Source organism: Corynebacterium sp. CNJ-954 (assembly GCF_001942345.1).
Classification (GTDB): Bacteria; Actinomycetota; Actinomycetes; order Mycobacteriales; family Mycobacteriaceae; genus Corynebacterium.
The window spans coordinates 105,936-125,146 of the sequence record NZ_MKKI01000003.1; the positions used below are offsets into that span (position 1 = coordinate 105,936).

At 59.7% G+C, this 19,211-nt stretch carries 17 protein-coding genes; 16 read left to right on the plus strand and 1 reads right to left on the minus strand.

The window, feature by feature from the left end; all coding sequences use genetic code 11:
- Positions 1–75: 75 nt before the first annotated feature.
- The 14 genes from BJF89_RS02235 to BJF89_RS18800 all read left to right on the plus strand — a co-directional run bounded on the left by BJF89_RS02235 (position 76) and on the right by BJF89_RS18800 (position 15,871).
- Positions 76–405, plus strand: a complete 330-nt coding sequence (locus tag BJF89_RS02235; protein WP_075811872.1) for a hypothetical protein — start codon at positions 76–78, stop codon at positions 403–405.
- A gap of 95 nt (positions 406–500) precedes the next feature.
- A complete protein-coding gene (locus tag BJF89_RS02240; protein WP_139311843.1) occupies positions 501–791 on the plus strand; it encodes a hypothetical protein in 291 nt (96 codons plus the stop codon).
- A 19-nt stretch (positions 792–810) separates the two neighbouring features.
- Positions 811–6,018 (plus strand): tape measure protein, encoded by a 5,208-nt coding sequence (locus BJF89_RS02245; protein WP_075811874.1) that lies wholly within the window; start codon positions 811–813, stop codon positions 6,016–6,018.
- Positions 6,019–6,365: 347 nt separating this feature from the next.
- Positions 6,366–7,112, plus strand: coding sequence for a hypothetical protein (locus BJF89_RS02250; protein WP_158026024.1), 747 nt, complete (start codon positions 6,366–6,368; stop codon positions 7,110–7,112).
- 12 nt (positions 7,113–7,124) lie between these two features.
- On the plus strand, positions 7,125–8,777 hold the full coding sequence (locus BJF89_RS02255; RefSeq protein ID WP_075811876.1) for a hypothetical protein: 1,653 nt from the start codon (positions 7,125–7,127) through the stop codon (positions 8,775–8,777).
- Positions 8,778–8,799: 22 nt separating this feature from the next.
- A complete protein-coding gene (locus tag BJF89_RS02260; protein WP_255372451.1) occupies positions 8,800–9,183 on the plus strand; it encodes a DUF2744 domain-containing protein in 384 nt (127 codons plus the stop codon).
- Entirely contained in the window at positions 9,158–9,967 is an 810-nt protein-coding gene (locus BJF89_RS18405) for a hypothetical protein (RefSeq protein WP_139311845.1), read from the plus strand. The genes BJF89_RS02260 and BJF89_RS18405 overlap by 26 nt, the downstream gene beginning before the upstream one ends.
- A gap of 11 nt (positions 9,968–9,978) precedes the next feature.
- On the plus strand, positions 9,979–11,700 hold the full coding sequence (locus BJF89_RS18795; protein ID WP_158026025.1) for a hypothetical protein: 1,722 nt from the start codon (positions 9,979–9,981) through the stop codon (positions 11,698–11,700).
- Positions 11,700–12,113, plus strand: a complete 414-nt coding sequence (locus BJF89_RS18415; protein WP_139311846.1) for a hypothetical protein — start codon at positions 11,700–11,702, stop codon at positions 12,111–12,113. Before BJF89_RS18795 ends, BJF89_RS18415 begins: the two co-directional genes overlap by 1 nt.
- A gap of 130 nt (positions 12,114–12,243) precedes the next feature.
- Entirely contained in the window at positions 12,244–13,587 is a 1,344-nt protein-coding gene (locus BJF89_RS02270) for a GH25 family lysozyme (RefSeq protein ID WP_075811879.1), read from the plus strand.
- Positions 13,587–13,937, plus strand: a complete 351-nt coding sequence (locus tag BJF89_RS02275; protein WP_075811880.1) for a hypothetical protein — start codon at positions 13,587–13,589, stop codon at positions 13,935–13,937. The genes BJF89_RS02270 and BJF89_RS02275 overlap by 1 nt, the downstream gene beginning before the upstream one ends.
- A gap of 74 nt (positions 13,938–14,011) precedes the next feature.
- Complete coding sequence (locus BJF89_RS02280; protein ID WP_255372452.1) at positions 14,012–14,419, plus strand: hypothetical protein; 408 nt, start codon at positions 14,012–14,014, stop codon at positions 14,417–14,419.
- Positions 14,420–14,875: a hypothetical protein gene (locus tag BJF89_RS02285; RefSeq protein ID WP_083650446.1), complete on the plus strand. Its 456-nt coding sequence runs from the start codon at positions 14,420–14,422 to the stop codon at positions 14,873–14,875.
- Between the two features lie 855 nt (positions 14,876–15,730).
- On the plus strand, positions 15,731–15,871 hold the full coding sequence (locus BJF89_RS18800) for a hypothetical protein (protein ID WP_158026026.1): 141 nt from the start codon (positions 15,731–15,733) through the stop codon (positions 15,869–15,871).
- Between the two features lie 18 nt (positions 15,872–15,889).
- On the opposite strand, the gene BJF89_RS02290 is transcribed toward BJF89_RS18800, so the two are convergent.
- A complete protein-coding gene (locus BJF89_RS02290) occupies positions 15,890–16,435 on the minus strand; it encodes a DUF4352 domain-containing protein (RefSeq protein WP_075811882.1) in 546 nt (181 codons plus the stop codon).
- A 203-nt stretch (positions 16,436–16,638) separates the two neighbouring features.
- Between BJF89_RS02290 and BJF89_RS02295 the strand changes: the two genes are divergently transcribed.
- Complete coding sequence (locus BJF89_RS02295) at positions 16,639–18,723, plus strand: neutral/alkaline non-lysosomal ceramidase N-terminal domain-containing protein (protein WP_075811883.1); 2,085 nt, start codon at positions 16,639–16,641, stop codon at positions 18,721–18,723.
- Positions 18,724–18,851: 128 nt separating this feature from the next.
- A complete protein-coding gene (locus BJF89_RS02300) occupies positions 18,852–19,208 on the plus strand; it encodes a YciI family protein (protein WP_075811884.1) in 357 nt (118 codons plus the stop codon).
- Positions 19,209–19,211: the final 3 nt, after the last annotated feature.

Sequence of the window (19,211 nt, forward strand, 5' to 3'; positions counted from 1 at the left end):
GCCCCTGCCTAACTTTTAAACATGTTAGATCAGGCACACATATAACTTATTAAAAGCCACCGAAAGGACACACACATGGCATTCCGAATTGAAAATATCGACCGCCCCGAAAACTACGTTGAGTTCGAGATCGAGCAGGCAGATGGCAAGGTTGCTAACTTCAGCATCCCGAAGTCCGACTGCATCGCGCCTAGCGTTCTTAAGAAGCTGGACAGCCTCATCGCCGCGCAGGGCGAGAACTCTTCCATTGTGGAACTCAACCGAGAGTCCTTGAAGATCCTCGCACCTGAGCATAAGAAGGTATTCGACACTCTTGTTCAGCGCCAGATGGACGCTATTTTCAAGCACTGGAATGATGAGTCCGAGGTGCCTTTGGGGGAATCCGAAGCCTCTACCGATTCCTGATCGAGGATCGAGAGGCTAAGCAGAAGCTTGCGCTAGATATGATGGACCGGGGGTGGTCCATCGGGGATATCGGGCACCGGCTCACGTGGTGGGACGTGAAGACATTCGTTCAAGGGTTGCTGCCGGACTCGCATCTGAAGCGTTATTGGAATCCGGAGCAGTATCTTCCATATATTCTCCACAAGCCGGAGAATCAGATTCTCGGTCAGATTCATGACCAGATTCAGGCGTACCCCTATATTCGGGCTGGTAAGGGGAAGGATATTCCGCAGGGGATTATCCAGTACTGGCTTGAGAAGCAGGTTGAGCAGAAACGCGAGTCGGAGAAGAAGCATCTTTCCGCCGCTGAGATTCGCGCTGCGGTGTCCGCATCTATGCGCAAGTAGTTCCTTTTAGGAGGGGATCATGGCCGAACTTGGTGTTGGTTATATTTCGATTGTTCCGGAGGTCTCGAAGATCTCTCCCGGTATCGCTAAGGCACTGAAGGGTGCTGAGGGCGCGGCGGATTCTTCGGGCCAGTCGATGGGCGGGAAGATTTCTTCTGCTCTCGGCGGAGCGTTGAAGAAGGGGGCAGTTGGTACGGGTGTTGCTGCTGGCGGCATCCTTGCAACCAGCATCACTAAGGGCCTTGGTCGTCTGAACTCGATCGAGCAGGCAGAGGCGAAGCTGAAGGGGTTGGGGAACTCTACGCAGCAGGTCGGCTCGATCATGGAGAACGCCCTTGCATCGGTGAATGGTACGGCGTTCGGACTGGAGGAGGCCGCTACTACGGCGGGTTCTCTGGTGGCGGCTGGCATCAAGCCGGGGCAGGAACTTGAGGGTGTCCTGACGACGGTTGCTGACACTGCGACTATCGCGGGTCGGTCTATGTCGGATATGGGCCTGATCTTTGGCTCTGTCGCGGCTAAGGGCAAGTTGCAGGGTGACGACATGCTGCAACTGCTCGCTGGTGGTATTCCCGTTCTTCAGCTTCTTGCTGACGAGACGGGTAAGACCTCGGCGGAGATCTCGGACATGGTTTCGAATGGTGAGGTTGATTTCGCACTGTTCGAGCGGGCGATGAAGCGCGGCATGGGCGGCGCGGCGCTGGAGGCGGGTAACACCGTTGAGGGTGCTTTCAAGAATATGGGTGCCGCCCTCGGTCGTTTCGGCGCTACTCTCGCTGGCCCGTTCTTCACTCAGGCCGCTGGGGCTTTCGGCGGTGTCACCGAGTGGGTAGACAAACTGAATACCTCGATGAAGCCGGTGATGGAGAAGGTAGGCACGTGGCTTGAGGGGACGGCGATCCCTGCCCTGAAGCGGTTCGGCTCTGACGGCGCTAGTGCTGTCAAACAGTTGTGGACGGAGCTTCAGAACCGGGGCGTGATTGATGGCACGGTCGATGCGTTCAAGCAGTTGTGGAGTGCGGGGAAGTCTCTTGCTCCGGCTGTTGTGTCGATCGGTAAGTCACTTGCTCAGGCTTCCGCTGCTGTCGGCGTGTCCACGTGGACGGCGTTTGTTGCAGTGTTGCAGGCTGCGGGGGCTGTTGCTGAGGCTCTGGCTGGTCCGTTACAGACTGTCGCTGGGTTCATGGAGGATCATCCGAAGATTGTTGCTGCTGCGGTGGCGGCGTGGGCAGGGTTCAAGACGCTACCGGGTATCGCGGCGAAACTTTCGACATCGATCGGGGGACTCACCCCGCGTATGTCGGAGATGGCGACCGGCTTCTCAAACATGAAGCAGGGTGCTAAGGATGTCCAGGCTTACTATGCGGCGACGGGTCGGGAAGTGTCTCGGTTCGGCGCGACGATGGTTTACGCCAGCGGATCAAGCAATACGGCTGTGGCTGGCATGGGGAAGGCATTTGTTAATGCAGGCGGAACAGCGAGTGGTTTCGGCAGTACCTTGAAGGGCCTGAGTGGCGCGGCGATGTCTGGTGTTGCTTCTGGCGCTAAGGGGATCATCGGGGCGCTTGGCGGACCTTGGGGTGCTGCAATGGCTGGTGCCGGTATTGCTGTCGGGTTGATAGCTGACTACATGCAGAAGTGGAACACATACCAAGAAGCTAGCAATACTCTCACTACCATTGGGACATCAGCATATAAGGATATGTTTCAGGCAATTGCTAGCGGTGGCGATGTGATGGCGAAGATGTCTGAGCAGGTTGACACCGTCAGAACCGCTCTGGACAATATGGGCCACTCGAATGATGGTCCCGGAATGTGGGCTAATAGATGGAGTAGCGCCTTAGGTGCACTCAGCGGGCAAGTCCAGAACATTCCCCGCGCTCTAAACCAACTAAATTTCGATAAGACCGCCGATGATGCGGGTCTAGCTGCTGAAGCTATTGAGAACTTGGGAATGTCCAATGAAGAACTTTCGACAAAGATCACTGGCTCGGCAGGTAACTGGTCCGCGTTCAAAGCTCGTCTTCAAGAGTCTGGCGAGGGCGGGGAACGTGCGGCTCAGTCGTTGCAGAAGCTTCGTGATGCTCACACGAGTGCGAATGCTGAGGTGGAACGGCTTGGGCCTGCTGCGGCGAATGCTGCGTCTGTGCTTCAGGAGTTGGCTACTACGACGGGGGATGCTGCTGATCGCGCGTCTAAGCTTCGTCAGGCGTTCATGGAGCTGCGCGGCGTAGAGGTTTCCGCTACTGAGGCCGCTTCTGATCTGACCAATGAAGTCCAGAATATTGAGCAGAAAATGGACAGCGCGACTGGCGAGACTAGCGAGTTTGCCGGGGCGATGCTTAAGGCGAATGGTCAGATTGACGCAACCACTCCTGCGGGCGCTGCGCTGTATGACACTCTCGATTCGCTTGGCGATTCAATGCAGCGTTCTGTTGCCTCCGGCAATGATGCCAATCAGGTTTTTGGGCAGTCAAAGGATGCGCTGGAGCAGATGCGTCAGCAGGCCGGAATTGGTGTCGAGGACTGGAACAAGCTTCTTCAGGTAATGGGTATGACCCCTGAAGAGATGAAGATTGTTGCTGATGTCCAGGCCGATGCGGCTAAGGCTGACCTTGCGGCAATCTCTAATCAGATCAAGGGCCTGGGAGATGGGGCGGCGAACAAGCCGATTCCGATCAAGATAAATGACGAGGAAGCTAAGACCAAGCTTGAGCAGGCGGGTTTCAAGCTCGACAACTGGGACGCGAAGACCGGGACTGCTGACCTTGATCTGACGGATGCTGGTGCTCTAGAGCGTTACAACTGGTGGATGTCAGCCGGGTTCCCGGCGATTGATATGTCTAATCCTACGGCGAAGGCGAACCTGGATAATTCGGGTCTGCTTTACAACAAGGATTACGCGATGATGCAGCTTGCGACGCTTGATCTTGAGCGTCCGATGCCGTGGGCGAGCATGAACATTAGTTCGTTGTCGGCTCAGCAGTTGTCTGCGTTGCAGAAGGTTGGCCTTCTGGATGGGCAGAAGCCTACTCCGGATGCGTTCATGAATATTAGCCAATTGAGCAAGGAGCAGCAGACTGCGCTTGCTAAGGTGTTTAATCTTGACGCTCAGACGCCTACTCCTGTTGCCGATCTGAACAAGTCGCAGTTAGACGCTAAGAAGGGTCAGGCTGATGGCCAGATCAAGAATCTCGACGGTCAAAGGGCCAATCCGAGGGCTGATCTGAACAATGATGGTGTCCGTGATGGTACTTCAGAGGCCAAGATGTGGATCGCGGGTATCCTCGGAAAAACAGTCACGATCACTTTCCGGGCCATATACGAGGGGTTCAAAGATAAACTCGGCCTAGGAGACCATTCGACTGGTGGGTATTTCACCGGACCAGCGTACGCTTCAGGTGGACGCCATGGCGGGTACCGTCTGCCAACCAGCGGACCTGGAACAGAAGTCACTGACGGGTTCCTTGCATTCGACAAGAACAATGTTCCCGCTGCTCGTCTTGACGCTGGCGAGTGGATTATCAACTCTCGCAGTTCGAAGAAGTATCACAAGGAACTCCGGGAGATTAACAACGGTACGTATCAGAAGCTGCCCGGTTATGCGTCTGGTGGCGTTGCCCACGCGGATGATATTGACAAGTTTGCTCGGGGTATTGAGGGTAAGCCGTACGTCTGGGGCGGGGTTAACTGGGGTGACTGCTCTGGGGCGATGAGCGCTATCGCCCGCTTCGCTGTTGGCCTTGCACCTTTCGCCGGTCGTTTCGCTACAGGTAACGAGGGCGATGCTCTGCGGTCCATGGGGTTCACTATGGGGCGTGGTTCTGCCGGTGATCTGCGGTTCGGCTGGTACAACGGCGGCGAAGGCGGAGGACATACCTCCGGCACGTTGCCTAATGGTGTGAATGTTGAGATGGGCGGCGGGCGCGGGAACGGCCAGTACGGTGGTCCTGCCGCTGGTGCTTGGCACTCCCAATACACCGACCACGCTTTCCTTCGTGTTCCGACAAGCTACAAGGTCAGTGGCGTTGAGGGCGCTGACGGTTACGGATCGCCGGGGGACAAGACGTATGGCACTCCGGATTCTGATGCTTACGACGAGTCCGTTCCAAGTATGGAGCGGTACAACTCATCGTCCTCGACAAGTTCCGGAACGGAGTCGGACGCTCCAACCTCATGGTCCGATGTTGCCGGTCGAGCTGGTGAGGCTTTCGCTAAGGGGCAGGCGCAGAACGCTCTGAGTGTGTTCGGTATCCCTGACACCCCCCCGATCCTTGCTGCTCGTAAGCAATGGGAAGAGGAGCGTCGGAAGGCCGCTGAGCAGGCGAAGCAGGAGGCGGAGCAGTCTCGTTCGGACATTGACGGCCAGGTGTCGAACGTCTCTGAGTCGGGGCAGACTTCCGCATCTCAGGCACCGCCGAATCTGGACATGCCGGACAACATCAACCGGAACATCGAGATTGCGTACAACCCGAACGGTGGTGCGGAGCAGTGGCGCACAACTGTGGAGATGTCGCTGAAGCGAGTTGGCATGGCCCTGTCGAACACGAACAGGACTATCGAACAGATTGATATTGAGTCTGGGGGAGACCCGAACGCTCAGAACAACTGGGACATCAACGCACAGAACGGTAATCCGTCGATCGGATTGTTGCAGGTCATTAAGACGACGTTCCAGGCGCACCGGGATAAGGGGCTACCGGATGATCAGCGACATCCGTTGGCGAATGTTGTCGCCGCCCTGAACTACACGAAGGCCCGCTACGGCGGGCCTTCAAGCATCTGGCCTACCCGTGCTGGTTACCGGGACGGTGGCGAGGTGCGAGGCCCCGGTGGGCGGCGTGCTGACCGTATCCCCGCGTGGCTGTCCGCGACGGAGCATGTCATCAACGCTTCGTCGGCTATCGCTAACCGCGATCTTCTGTCCGCTATCAACGCCGGTTTCGATGCTGAGCAGGTCATGTCTGATCTGATCGGTGCTAACGAGGAACTGCGCGTCGCGGCGGACGGTGGCGATTGGGGTTACGGGTCGCTGTCGAATCTGCTGGGGGATCAGCGGGGACGTGCAGCGGCGAATCTCGCGGGGGATCTGGGGGAGACCTCACGGCAGGTCAGGGATGAGGTGGTCGTTAACAACAACTTTACGGCTGCTACTCCCGACGCAATGTATCGCATGTATCGCCGGGAGGCTTCACGGTCTCACGGGGGGAGGATTGGTGCTAGATGAGTGGACTGTTCACGCTGACTATTGACGGCGCGGACGGTTCCGAGTGGGTGGTTCATGGCCCAGGTTCGGAATCGTCGCCTGTGCGTTTGGAGGAGGGGGATGTTGGGGAGTTGTATGACGCCCCGGTTGATGTGACCTCTAAGGCGCGTGTGGGGCAGGCGGGGTCTCAGTATCGCGGGCACCGTGTGTTGGAGCGGCAGATTGTCCTACGGCTCACGTCTTTCGCTGGTTCGGGACTGGAGTGGGCGCGGGTTGATAGTGATTTCCGTAAGGCGTTCTCGTATGACCGGGATTCGCGCCTGCGGGTGTCTACGGAGTTGTCGGGTGAGCGGTACTTGAAGGTTCGCATGGTTCAGGAACCGGCGATCAACAGCGAGTATGACCCGCATTTCCAGCAGGTGGGCCGGTGGGAGTATTCGCTGGTCGCTTACGACCCGTATTGGCGGTCTGACACGTACACGGATGAGTTCGTGTTCGACGGGCTGAACTGGTGCGGCGACACGATCACTGTGGACAACCCGGGGGATGTGGACTGCTGGCCGAAGTGGGTGATCGCAGGCAGGGGGCGGGCGATCCTCCCGGATTGGGACGCATCACATCTCCTACACATCCCGTACCTCAACGGTGGGGATGGGGTGGTGGACACCGACCCGATGGAAGAACTACTGACGACGACGAACAACACGCAGGCGTGGGCGGAGATGAACGGACAGTTCGCCATGAACCCCGTTCCGGCGTACACACGCCCTACTGAGGTGCCGGTATCGATCAACCCCATGCCGAGGGTGGATGTGGTTCTCCCGGAGGCGTGGCAATCGGTGCTGTGCAACAGGCTGATGCAGTGGGCTGATCAGGTGGGGCCGGAGGTTGCTTCGACCGCTACGGCGGGGACGTTGGCGACGCAGATCCGGCAGATCCTCACGACCCCGCCTGTGGGGGTTCCGGCGTTGTCTTCTCAAATTCTCAATCGGCTGACTGTCGCGTACCTGACGCAGCAGATAAATGCGACGTATGTGTCGGTGCCGAACATTGTGGGGACGACGGTGCAGGTGCGGTTGGAGCGGCGTTGGTCGCGACCTTGGGGGCTTGAATAAGGGGGTTGATTCTTGGGGGCTACAACTTTAGAGCTAGACACTATTTACGACTCCATTGCAGAGTTCAAGCACCAACGCGAACTGAAACGCCGAACCGACCCTGTGGTCCGCATCTTCGACGGGAACTACAATCTCCGGGGCTATGTCACGGGGCATTACTCGTGTGAGGTTGAGTTCCTACTGAACGATACTGGTGGTGGTCATCTTAATCTTCCCGAGGATCACCACATCGCGCAGTGGGTATTCAAGTACTGGGAACGCGATACGTCGAACGTTCACATGGTGGTGGACAAGGACGGCGCACGGTGGGACGGTAAGTTGGATTCCTGCACTGTTTCGCAGGACGAGGACGGGGTTCGCACTGTTGAGCTGAAGTTCCTTTCAAGCTACGAGGAAATAAAACATATTCTCGTGTGGCCGAATCCGTTTTTGCCGACCGCAATTCAGTTTCCGAAGCAGTTCATTCTTGCTGGCCCGTCTGTTTACTGTTTGAAGACGGCGCTGTTTCTTAACCTGCTGCGTATCCAGGGGAACTTGTGGTCATTGCCGGACGATCCGCTGTCGTTCAACGGCTGGAAGCAAGGATTGAACTACAAGGAATGGCCGATACTCGTCAAGCCACAGTCCCTCGCGGGCGACGGATCGCAATGGACGGTGATCAACTCCCGGTTCAAGACGTGGCACGACATGGCGGAAACGACGCTGAGCGACGGGCAACTGTATGTGGAGTGCAGGCGGTGGTTCCCCGGTGATCCGCAGCCGTGGGATGGTGCTGACCTGTACCGCCCTGGGCAACTCATCGTGGACATCAAGGACAAGAGCGGCGTGTGGGAACAAACTTCCACCGGGGGAAACCTGTTCTCCGGGCTGGTCCGGACAATCATTCAGGTTGCCGACAACCTCATTGATGAGACCCGGGTGCACGCTGGTATTGCGCAGAACGCGAATGAATACACACTGGCGAACTACTTGGGGACGAACCCGAAGCAGCCGTGGGTGGTGTACCGCACCGACGACAAGGTGAACACAGCGGAGTCCACGGAGTTCACGTGGCAACCCGCTACGGTGTCGCAGGTTGTCGTGGGCGGTAAGTCGATGCCCGGGGTGAATGAGGGTATCAGCGCGGCGGTGCAGTTGGCGTTCAATACACTGTCTACGTACTTGTTCCTGCCGTCATTGGGCGGGCCTGCGGACACACTGCTGAAGCCGATCTATGAGGACGTGCTGCTGGCGTTCATGGACATCAAGTCCCCGGTACGTACAAGGCAGTTGGGCTGGTCGCACTACCGCGAACGGTTCCAGGACGGCGGGGATCAAGCATGGACATTGAGCGCGATCATCGCTCTGCGTAACGGATTCTGGGCAACCAGGGAGCGCACTTCCCACACTTTGAAGGTGGGAGACGGTGCGCCGTATCTGATTGGCGATCGGGGCGAGGGGCACTTGTTTCTCGGGGACCGTGTTGGCGGGCAGATCCCGGGGTCTCGCGAGGGAACCGTGGTTGTGGATCAGGTGTCGTCTTTGAAGCTGTCGTGGGATGCCACGACACCGCACGGTTGGGAGATCACGGTGGGCGATCCGAACGCTATTGATGATCCGTTGAACCACGCGCTGGGCCGGATCAAGGAGATTGTCGCCGCCGTGCACGATCTCGGCGTCATTTGACACACAATTTTAGGGGGATATTTTGGGGATTCCACTTCAGGGGGACATGAACTTCGAAGAGCCACAGGAGCACCTGTTGTGGGCGCTGGTTAATATGGGCGAGAATATTGGCGCTCCGCTTCTTCTGCCGGAGAAGTTCATGCGGGACTTTTCCGCACACTTGTACCGGTGCGGTTTTCGTCACCATGACGAATTGCAGGAGATTTGGTACAAGCCTCCGGGGGAGGGCGATTCGATCTGGCATGGTACGGGTGGTCATTGGGTTGAAGGCCCGGAGCCTGGGGTGGCCCCGAAGTTCTTCACTGATGATGAGATTGCGCAGCAGGTGATTGATTCTCTGCCTGCGGAGGTTCTGGCGAAGATCCGTGGGGGTGATGATCGTGGGGGTGATTCCGGGGAACAGTAATCCTGTTCCGGAGGGCGGTAATAGTCCGTCTGTTGGTGGCGTTGGCTGGATGCAGAATGTCACTGAGCAGGGCGTTAAGGATCGGGCGTACAACCAGGTTTTTCCGTCTATGCAGGGCGCGAAGAACAGTCTGTTCGGCAACTTCATCGGCGGGATCTTCAGCGGGTTCCTAAGCATCTTCCAGGGCGGTTCTGGCCCGTCGTGGCTTCCGTCTTCGGTGCGCGATACCGCTATCACTATCCATGATGGTCAGATAGCATTGTCGGATCGTATTGATCTGATCCCTCTTGGATTCTGTTCGGCTTACATGGATAGGAACATCAACCTTGCATGGGGTCTCAACAATCTTCGTAAGGCCCCTTTTCGCGCTCTGAATGGGCCGCATCAGGGGGCGCATGTTGATCAGACTAACGGGCACATTGTTTTCGATTTGCCGGGGACGTGGACTGTTCATGCTCTGATGAACTGCGACGGTACAAGCTTCACTGGTGATAATAACGTGACGATGTATGTTTCTGTGCGCCGTCCGAATGGGACGATTCATCAGGAGAAGCAGGTGGCGAGTAGTCCTAATACTAATCCTGATTCTCTCACGTTGAGTAATGCTTTTGTCATCCCTGAGGCTGGTTATTATGTGGCTATTTGGGTGTGGTCGGGTCGTTGGCGTTGGTGGCGTGGCGGTACTGATAAGTCTGGTCTGACGGTGGTTCGTTCGATGTTGGGTACTGATAATCAGGGTGATCGTACGGTTCCTGATGAGACTCAGAATGAGACGAAGGTGTAGGGGGTGGTTGTGTGCCTAAGGTTTTTGGCAATGTGATGAATGTGGCAGGTATTCCGCTGGATGGTACGGTGTGGGTTTCTTCGCCGGAGTGGCGGCCTGGTGGTACGTCGTTGATCACGATGAACCGTGAGACGTATCAGGTTGTTGGTGGTGTGTTTGAGACTGATGATTTGGTTCCGGGTCATGTGATGTTTGAGTTCCGTGGTGATGGTGCGGGGCAGGTTCGTCGTAAAGAGTATGCGGTTGTTTTGCAGGATTCGGATGATAATGCTCCTGTTGATTTTTTGGATCTTGTGGAGTCTGGGTATGAGTATCCGCAGGAGGTTGTGGGGCAGGCGCAGGCGGCGGCTCGTGAGTCGCGGCGTTGGGCTGAGGAGTCCGAGTCCTCGTTCCAGTCTTCGAAGGCTTTGTATGGGGATCTGTCGGCGGTGAATGCGGCTCGGGCGGCGTCTGAGGCTGCGCGTGATTCGTCTCGGTCGGCGCGTGATGTGGCGATTGCGAAGCGTGATGAGGCTGAGGGGTTTGCGGGGTCGGCGTCGGATGATGCTGATCGTGCGGAGGCTGCTGCTGGTTCGGCGGCGGCGGATACTGAAGAGTTGCTGTCTCAGCATGTGGCGGATTCTCGTGCGGCGCGTGATGCTGCTGCGGGTTCTGCGTCGGATGCTTCGTCGTCGGCTACGGGCGCGGCGGGTTCGGCTGCGGCGTCTGCGGGGTCTGCGGCTGAGGCTGTGGTTGCTCGGCAGGGCGCGGAAACGGCACAGGGTGAGGCTGAGGTTGCTGCTGATAGGTCTGCGGCCCAGGCTGATGACGCGTCTGACTATGCGGATGATGCTTCCGCGTCGGCTACGGTCGCGTCTGACAACGCTATCCTGTCGGGGCAGAATGCTGCTGCGGCTGAGGTGTCGGCGGGTAACGCGCAGGATGCGGCGGATGAGGCTGCGGATGATGTGCGGTCCACGCTTCAAGGGTTCGTGACGTCGGCCACCGCGTCGAAGGATGCGGCAAAAACATCAGAGACGAACGCTAAGGCGTCAGAGGATGCTGCCCGTCAGTCCGCTGCTGATGCGGCTGAGGCGGTGGCTTCGGGTGTTGCTGATGCGACTGTGGATTCGAAGGGTAAGTTGCGGCTTGCTGGTGATCTTGGGGGTACGGCTGATGCGCCGACTGTTCCGGGGTTGGCGGGGAAGTCGAACACGGGTCACACGCACTTGTCTTCGGAGGTGGATGGGCTTGATCCGATCATTGCGACGGTGAATGCGGCGACGTATCAGCCTGAGGCTTCTACGTTGATGCGGCGAACTTCCTCGGGCCGGGTATCTGTCGCTGCTCCTAGTGAGGCGGCGAACGCGGCGAACAAGCAGTACGTAGATCAGGCGGTGTTGACGAAGGTGGACACCACGTCGACGGGGAACCGTCTGTATGGCACGAACGCTGGCGGGTCTCAGACTCAGTTGACGTATGCGAATGCGGCGACGGCGAACACAATCCCCTATCGGGGGACCAACGGGACGTTGCCGGTGGGTGCGCCTACGTCAGGGGAGCATGCTGCGACGAAGACGTATGTGGATGATGCGGTTGCGACGCGGGCGACACCTGCCCAGGTGAATGCTCGTCCGGCGATGTGGCTGTGGTCAGGGGAGGGGACATGGTCACCCCCGGCAGGGCTTGTGGGGACGGATAGTGTTCTTAATTTGAAGACGGGCGATATTCTTCCCGTCGTGGAGGTGGTGTAATGACTTTTGTTCTTGGTGACCCTATTGGCCGGGTTGGTGGGGCGAAGGTGACTGTGACACCGAAGAATGTCACGATCACTCGCGGTGGGGGTATGATTGACGTGGGCGAGGTGACTGTTGATCGTAGATCAACAATCGTTGTAGAAGTATCGCACAACAATACCAATAGTTTCAGTTCCACGAATGCAGGCACTGTTGTTGCGATTTGGCCGAAAGGTCAGGAACGGACGGCGGAAAACTGCCGCTACGGCCCGAACTACAATCCCAGCATTGCTGCTCTGCATCCTTTGGAAGTTTCCATGAGCGTCCCCGCAGGAACATACAGCATCGCCTGCGCTCTCAACGCTTCCGTCCCTACTACTCTGTCGTCGTACACGGTGACGAGCCTACGTACTGTCGTCGCACCGGAGTGAGCATGGACACTTCGACACTAGCGAAAGCTATGGGGAATGTGCCGGGTGTTGACTACGCCGCGTACACGGAACCGGCCTCGTATCCCCCGGAAGAACTCCGGGTTTTTTCTAGTCCCAAAGGAGGGCGCACATGGTAACCATGCCTGTACCGAAGGGCTTCTACGTCACATCGAAGTTCGGACAGCGCACCGGCCAGTACGCCGGAATGCACTGGGGCACCGACTTCGGCAACGGTGGAGGCTCCGGCGGTAAATCGATCTACGCCGTTAAGGACGGCACTGTCACCCGATCCGGGCCAGCATCAGGTTTTGGTCAGTGGATCACTGTTGATCACCCCGCGTCCAACGGTGGTGGTCTTACGGTCTATGGCCACATCATCCCGGAAGTGCGCGTCGGCCAGCAGGTGAAGGAGGGTCAGCGCATCGGGTACATCAACCCGAACTCCGCGACCAACGGCGGGGTGGCCCCACACCTGCACCTGGAATGGCACCGCTATGTGTGGTCTCAGCCTGGGGGCGACCGCCTGGACCCGATGACCAAGCTTGCCGGGGCGCGATGGGTGGGTGACGCCCCGGCCCCCTCGGCAGGAGGTACCAGCACGGCAACGATTTTCGGCGTGGATGTGTCGTACTTCCAGGACGGCATGAGCTTGAAGAAGGCGGCTGCCGAGGGGGTCCAGTTCGCTATCATCCGTACGACTGACGGCACGTTCAAGGACCGCTGCTACCGGTCGCACCTTGACGATGCGGAAAGTGCTGGTCTGGTCACCGCCGCGTACCACTATCTGCGAAACCCGTCCGAGGGGACGACGATCGCGCAGCAGGTTGCTGCGTCGCTGGAAGTCATGGGCGATAAGAAGCGCCCGATCTGGCTGGACTGTGAGAACGATCGTGGTCTGACCGTGGAGCACATCAAGGAGTTCAAGCGTCGTTTCAATGATGCTGGTGTCCACGTCCCCGGTATCTACACCTATGTGCCGTGGTGGGAGGGCAAGGTCATCGGCGGTGAGCCGGACATCGACAAGCACGGGCTTGGGCACGTGTGGGTCGCTGCCTACGGCACAAACCCGACGGGGCTGCCGAAGAGCATTTATCCCGGTGACAACCATCGGCAGTGGTCCTACCCGCTCGGCAACAAGAAGCCGAGCATGTGGCAGTTCGGTTCCAATGCGCAGGTCGCCGGGTTCAAGGTCGATATCAATGCCTTCAAGGGAACCAAGGAGCAGGTCCGCGACCTGTTCTACGGCACAAATACAGCAACTACAAAGGGGGACGACATGAGCGCACAAGCAGAGAAGAGGATCGAACTGATCCTGGATCAACTCGCCGGACCTGAGAAGGACAAGGCTGGCAACTACAAGTTCACGGGCTGGCCGCAGCTCGGTAACCGAACCATCGTGGATAACGCGGTGGAGCAGAACAAGCGCATCACGGATCTTGAGAAGACCGTGGCCGCACTGAAGGGGGACAAGTGATGAAGGATAAGAACTTTACGCAGGGCTGGTGGATTCGTCGGGCAGTGTACGCCGTCGTGACGGTGCTGCTCCTTGTCGCTGCGGGCTTCGGACTTATTAACGAGGGGCAGATTGATGCTGTTGCCGCGTCGCCGCTTCTGGGCGCTTTGGTGACGTTCCTCGCGGCTGCGAAGACGAACCCGGGGTCGGACAGTACGGCGACCGCCGCGGATGTTGCTGCGGCAGCACAGGCGTCTCAGCCAAGCGCTGATGATATTGCGCAGCGGGTCGTTGACGGGATCAACACTTACGGCAAGCACGCGCAGGAGGCTATTACTTCGGTGGCGGACTACTACAACAGGAACCGGTAGTGTTCGCCCGGCTACCCCGCATCAAGCGCGGGGACTGGGCACCCGGACTACAACCAGACCTCTCCCTCGTAGCCATGTGGGCACTCATCCTCGAAATCGTCGTCCGGGGCGTCGACTACGCGGGAGGCGACCGTCCGGACGTGACAACGAACCTCACTGTCGTTGAGCAAGCGTTCCCCCTTCAGGTGTGGGGCCTGCTGTGCCTCATCGCCGGGTTCACGTTCGCGTTCGGTGTCGCAACACAGAAGTTCGGCGCGGTCATCGCCGGATCACTCCTCGCCACCGGCGTGTACGGGGCGCTAGCGTTCGGCCTGTTCCTCCGCATGGTGGAGAGGGGGTGGCCCTGGGACGGGTTCCGGACACCACTGATGTTCACGGTCGTTGCGCTCCTGTTCGCTCTCTACAGCTTCAGCGGATACTTGAAGCTCACCGCCCATAGAGCGTCACGACATATGAGCGTGGACGATGAGGGGGTGGTGTAGATGCAGTGGTTGGACGAGTTGCCGTCTGGCGGCGCGTGGTCGCTGGTGGCCGTGTTCCTGATGATTGTTCTTGGCGGTCCGCAGATCTTGTCGAAGGAGGGCGCTAGCCGGTTCTGGCTTCTGGGACGGTTTCGTGAGTGGTTGAGGAACCGGAAGCTGCGGGAGATTCAGGACACGTCAAGGTTGGCGGATGCGACGGTGCAGGGGCATCGGGAGGATCGGGACCGGTGGATGGCTGATCTTCAGGCGTTGAGGGCTGAGATGCAGGAGGATCGTAAGCGGTTCCGGGCGGAGATGGATGCGATGGAGCAGAAGGTGGATGCGTACTGGTCGTACATTGTGTTCGTCGCAGATTATTCTCGGCAGTTGGCTATCTTGGCGGCGAAGCATGGGTGGGATCCTCCGCCGCCTCGGTTGTTGTCGTTTAGTGAGTGGTCGCGGCAGTATGAGGATTAGGTACCCCTGGGGGTAGATGCTCTTCCTGTTTTGATTCCTGGCGGATAATGTTCATCTTGCACGCGGTGGAGTGATGACCCCTCGTGTATGACCTCGATCATGGTCACCTTCGGTTCGCGCACCTCGGTTCACTCCGGGGTGCGCGTTCTTTTTTGCACGTCAGACGTGTTTCGCTACACCCGCGGGGGTATTTTTTGTTTTGCGTGTAACGATTCCGGTGCGAGCTTCGGTAATGTCCATGACGCGTCGAGAAGCATCCCGGCGCAAAACTGTTCATCATCCTTAAGGAGAACATCATGCTGGACACCATCTCTCAGATCATCGACACCGTTGCTGGCGCTCTCGTTTCCGTCTTCAACGCAATCGTTGGCTCCATCACCGGCGGCGAGGCTTAGTCCTCCCCCGAGTCGCTTCTGCGACTCCTGACCCCCTCGGGCTTCGGCCTGGAGGGGGTCTTTTTTGCGTTGCAGGGGTGGCCAAATTTTACGCATATTTCACGCACGTAGCTGTTTTTTCGAGTCTCAACGGGTCCAAATTTGACCGCAATGCATGTTGTGTGCATAGTTGGTAAAACCGCAGGAAAAAGCGCATATTACCTGGTAGACATGACAGCCCCCGGAAGGGGGTGGATTGTCGATCGACCCAGGTTTAGGTCCTGGTGTCCTTGACGGATGTAGGGGTTCGAGTCCCCTCGGACGCACCACAGGGGGAACGTCGCACGCCACGCCCCGGGGGCCGGCTCCGTCACCAGCTCTGTGAAGGGACGCACACTGCCTCCGACCGGACACGTATGCCGCAACCCCTGTGAACAACCCAGATCGACCTGTCACCGACACCCTTTCGAAAGGAGTGACCATGCCCCGCAACTTCCGCCAGCTGATCCACACCCTCACCGGACCGGCACATGAACCTGCTGAACCGAATCACCCGACTGTCGTCGTCGAATATGATGCACTGTTCCAACTGCCGCAGGGCGTGGAACGCACCCCGCTCTGACCGGCCACCGGCAGTGGATCAGAGCGTGCCGATCCACTCCGCGCGGTCGGTCTCTGCCTCGAAGTTCTCCTGGAAGCTGAGCCGGTACTCGCCCGGGTCGGCAGGACCGTCGAAGCAGATGGTCCCGTCCTCGCTCTGCCCCGGGCCGACCTCGTCGAGCACGTGGTCAGTCTCCTCCGAGACGGTCTGGGTTCGGGGCAACTGTTCCGGATCGTAGAGTTTCCATGCTGCCAGGCCGCGGACCTGCAGCGGCTCCGTCTCGCTGGTCACCGTGAAGTTCACGTCCGCGCAGACCTGGGTGGTCGACTCGCGGTCGAAGGCGCGGAGATTGTCGACGGTGATGTCCGCCTTGTCGATGCTGATCGTCTCGCCGACCGCGGGGAGATCCGAGTCTGCAACCGGATCGTCCTCCACGGCAGTCTCTCCGCTGCTGGCTGCGGGAGTTCCACCGGCGGTGTCGGTGGTACCGCTGTCGTCGTCCCCGTCGTCGTCACTGCCGCCGCAGGCGGCGAGGACGAGGGGGCTGGCGAGGGCGAGTGCTGCGATGGCACGTCGTACGGTCATGGTTCTCTCCTGGTCGTCGAGCGGGTTTGTCCTGGTGACGAATCTATAGGAGGTAGTACAGGTGCTGCATGCAAAGCGCCTGGAACTGCATGTTTACGGGTAATGGCGTTCACCCCGGAATTTTCGGCGTCGTTCCGCATCCATTTCCCGGACAAGACTGTTTCCCCCGGGGTAGCGTCAGTGCAGACTCAGAGGGGAGCATCATGGCCGAATTCTCACGCAGGGCGTTCTTCGCCGGGCTCGCAGCGCTCGGCGGTACGGTGCTGTGGTCGTCCGTCCAGTCGACGGGTGCTCCCCGTGCGCTCGCCGGGACAGCCCGGCCAGGGCCGTCGGACGCAGCTGCAGCCTCGGGGCCGACTGTGATGTCGGTGGGCAGGGGTATCGCCGATGCCACCGGGGAACCGCTGGGGGCGGGGATGGACGGTTACGCGGTGCAGGAACAGACCTCGGTCGGTATCCGGCAACGGCTGTACTCCCGTGCCTTCGTCTTCGACGACGGCACCCGCCGCTTCTGCCACGTCACCGTCGATACACCGCTGATGTTCCAGTCGGTGTTCCTGGAGGTTCTCCGCCGTCTGCGGGAGACCTACGGTGACACCTACCGCAGCGACAACGTGGTGGTCAGCGCCACCCACACCCATGTCGGCCCAGGTGGAAGGTCCGGCCATGCGATGGTTGACCTGGTGTCCCTGGGATTCCGTCCGGTGACGTTCGAGGCCCAGGTGGCAGGGATCGTACGGTCGGTTCGGCGCGCCCACGACGACATCGCCCCGGCCGAGCTCACTCTCGTCAGCGGCGAGATCGACGGTGTCGGCCAGAACCGTTCGCGGCAGGCGTTCGACCGTAACCCGGCGGCAGACAGGGCCGAGAACCCGGACGGGGTGGACCGCACGTCCGTCACCCTGCACGTCGCGCGCGACGGCCGTCCGGTCGGGTTGATCAACTGGTACTCGGTGCACGCCACCAGCTTCAGCCACAAGATCCGCCACATCTCGGGTGACAACAAGGGTTTCGCCGCCTACTCCTACGAATCTGCTGCAGGGGTCGACCACCGTGACCTCGGCGCAGCACCCTTCGTCGCAGCCTTCGCCCAGGGGACGCCCGGTGACGTGACGCCCAACCACGGCCTGGTGCCGGAGTCTGGTCCCGGTGGGCCCGGTGTCGACGGCCAGAAGAAGTCGGTGGAGATCCTCGGCCACCGTCAGGCGGACGGAGCCCGGGCGTCCGCCACCGGTGCCGACCTCCTCGCCGCATGGTCGGGTCTGGAGGGACGCACCTGCTGGACCGACATGGACGCCGTCGAGGTGGACGGCCGGTGGACGCCGGACGGTTCGCCGGGGAGGACCGGACCGGCCGTCCTCGGCACCGCCTTCGCCGCCTCGAGCCAGGAGGACGGTGGCGGGCTCGATGTCGACCTCGGCATCAACGAAGGCGAACGTGGTGGATCACCGTGGGTGCGTCAGCTCAACGACCTCGCGCCGGTTCCTGAGGATGTCCGCCGGATCCATGCACCGAAGGACATGCTCCTGCCGATGGGCTACATCGACGGCATGATCCAGCAGCGACATCTCTTCGGGGTGTGGCGTATCGGTGGACTGATCCTGGTGTACCTCGGATTCGAACCCACGGTGACCTCGGGGCTCAGGATCCGTCGCACCGTGGCCGAGGCGATGGACGTCCCGGCGGACAATGTCGTCGTTCAGGGGTACTCCTGCGGATACGGCCACTACATCACCACACCGGAGGAGTACGCGCAGCAGGACTACGAGGGCGGTGCGACGGCATTCGGGCGTCTCGAGCTGCCCGCGGTGCAGCAGGTCACGGACCGGCTCGCACGGGCGCTTGCTTCCGGGGAGAACGTCGACCACGGCGCGCCGGCCGGCGACCTCACCGGGGTGATTCCCGGGAGCCCGGCCGCAGTGTCGGTCCTGGACACTGCTCCGGTGGGACGACGGTTCGGTGACGTGCTGTCCGGCGGGGGAGAGGTGGGTGCCGGGGAGACGGTTGCCGTGCGGTTCGTCGGAGCGAACCCGAACAACGACCTGCGTCTGGAGGACAGCTATCTGCTGGTGGAGCGTGTCGACGACGGTGCCGTGATCGCCCATGACTCGTCCTGGACGACACTGCTGACCTTCGACCGCGCCTTCACCGAGACGACGGCCACCGTGGAATGGGACACCACCGGGGCAGACTCCGGTGACTACCGGATCGTCCTGCACGGGGACTGGAAGGACATCCACGGCACCGTGCGGCCGTTCGAGGGGGACTGTCACGTCACCGTCAGATAAATTCTGCGGAATCTGGCCGGGGTGTCGATATCCGGGGATGCTGTACGTCATCATGATGTCGAGGCCGCAAGGTCCGGCAGCACAGGTACCCGGAACCGCCGGGTGCCGACTACCGTGACGGAGGAATCATGAAGTACGCATTACTGTTGATGGGACACACCAATGACCCGGACTGCGGGGACGACGGCGGCGCGAACCCGGAGGAGTTCTTCGAGTTCGACAAGGAGATCGAGGCGGCAGGAGTGGTCCTCTACTCGTTCGCCCTGGAGAACCCCGAGAATTCGGTCATCGTCAGCAGCGACGACTCGGCGGGTGGTGACGACCGTGTCGTCTCCTCCGGGCCGTACGCGGAAGTCAGCGAGTTCGTCGGTGGTGGCTACGTCATCGACGTGCCGGACCTCGATACGGCGGTCGCGTGGGCGAAGAAGAGTCCGGCGTCCGGCCCGCGCGGCCACGTCGAGATCCGGCCCCTGGCACCCTACTGACAG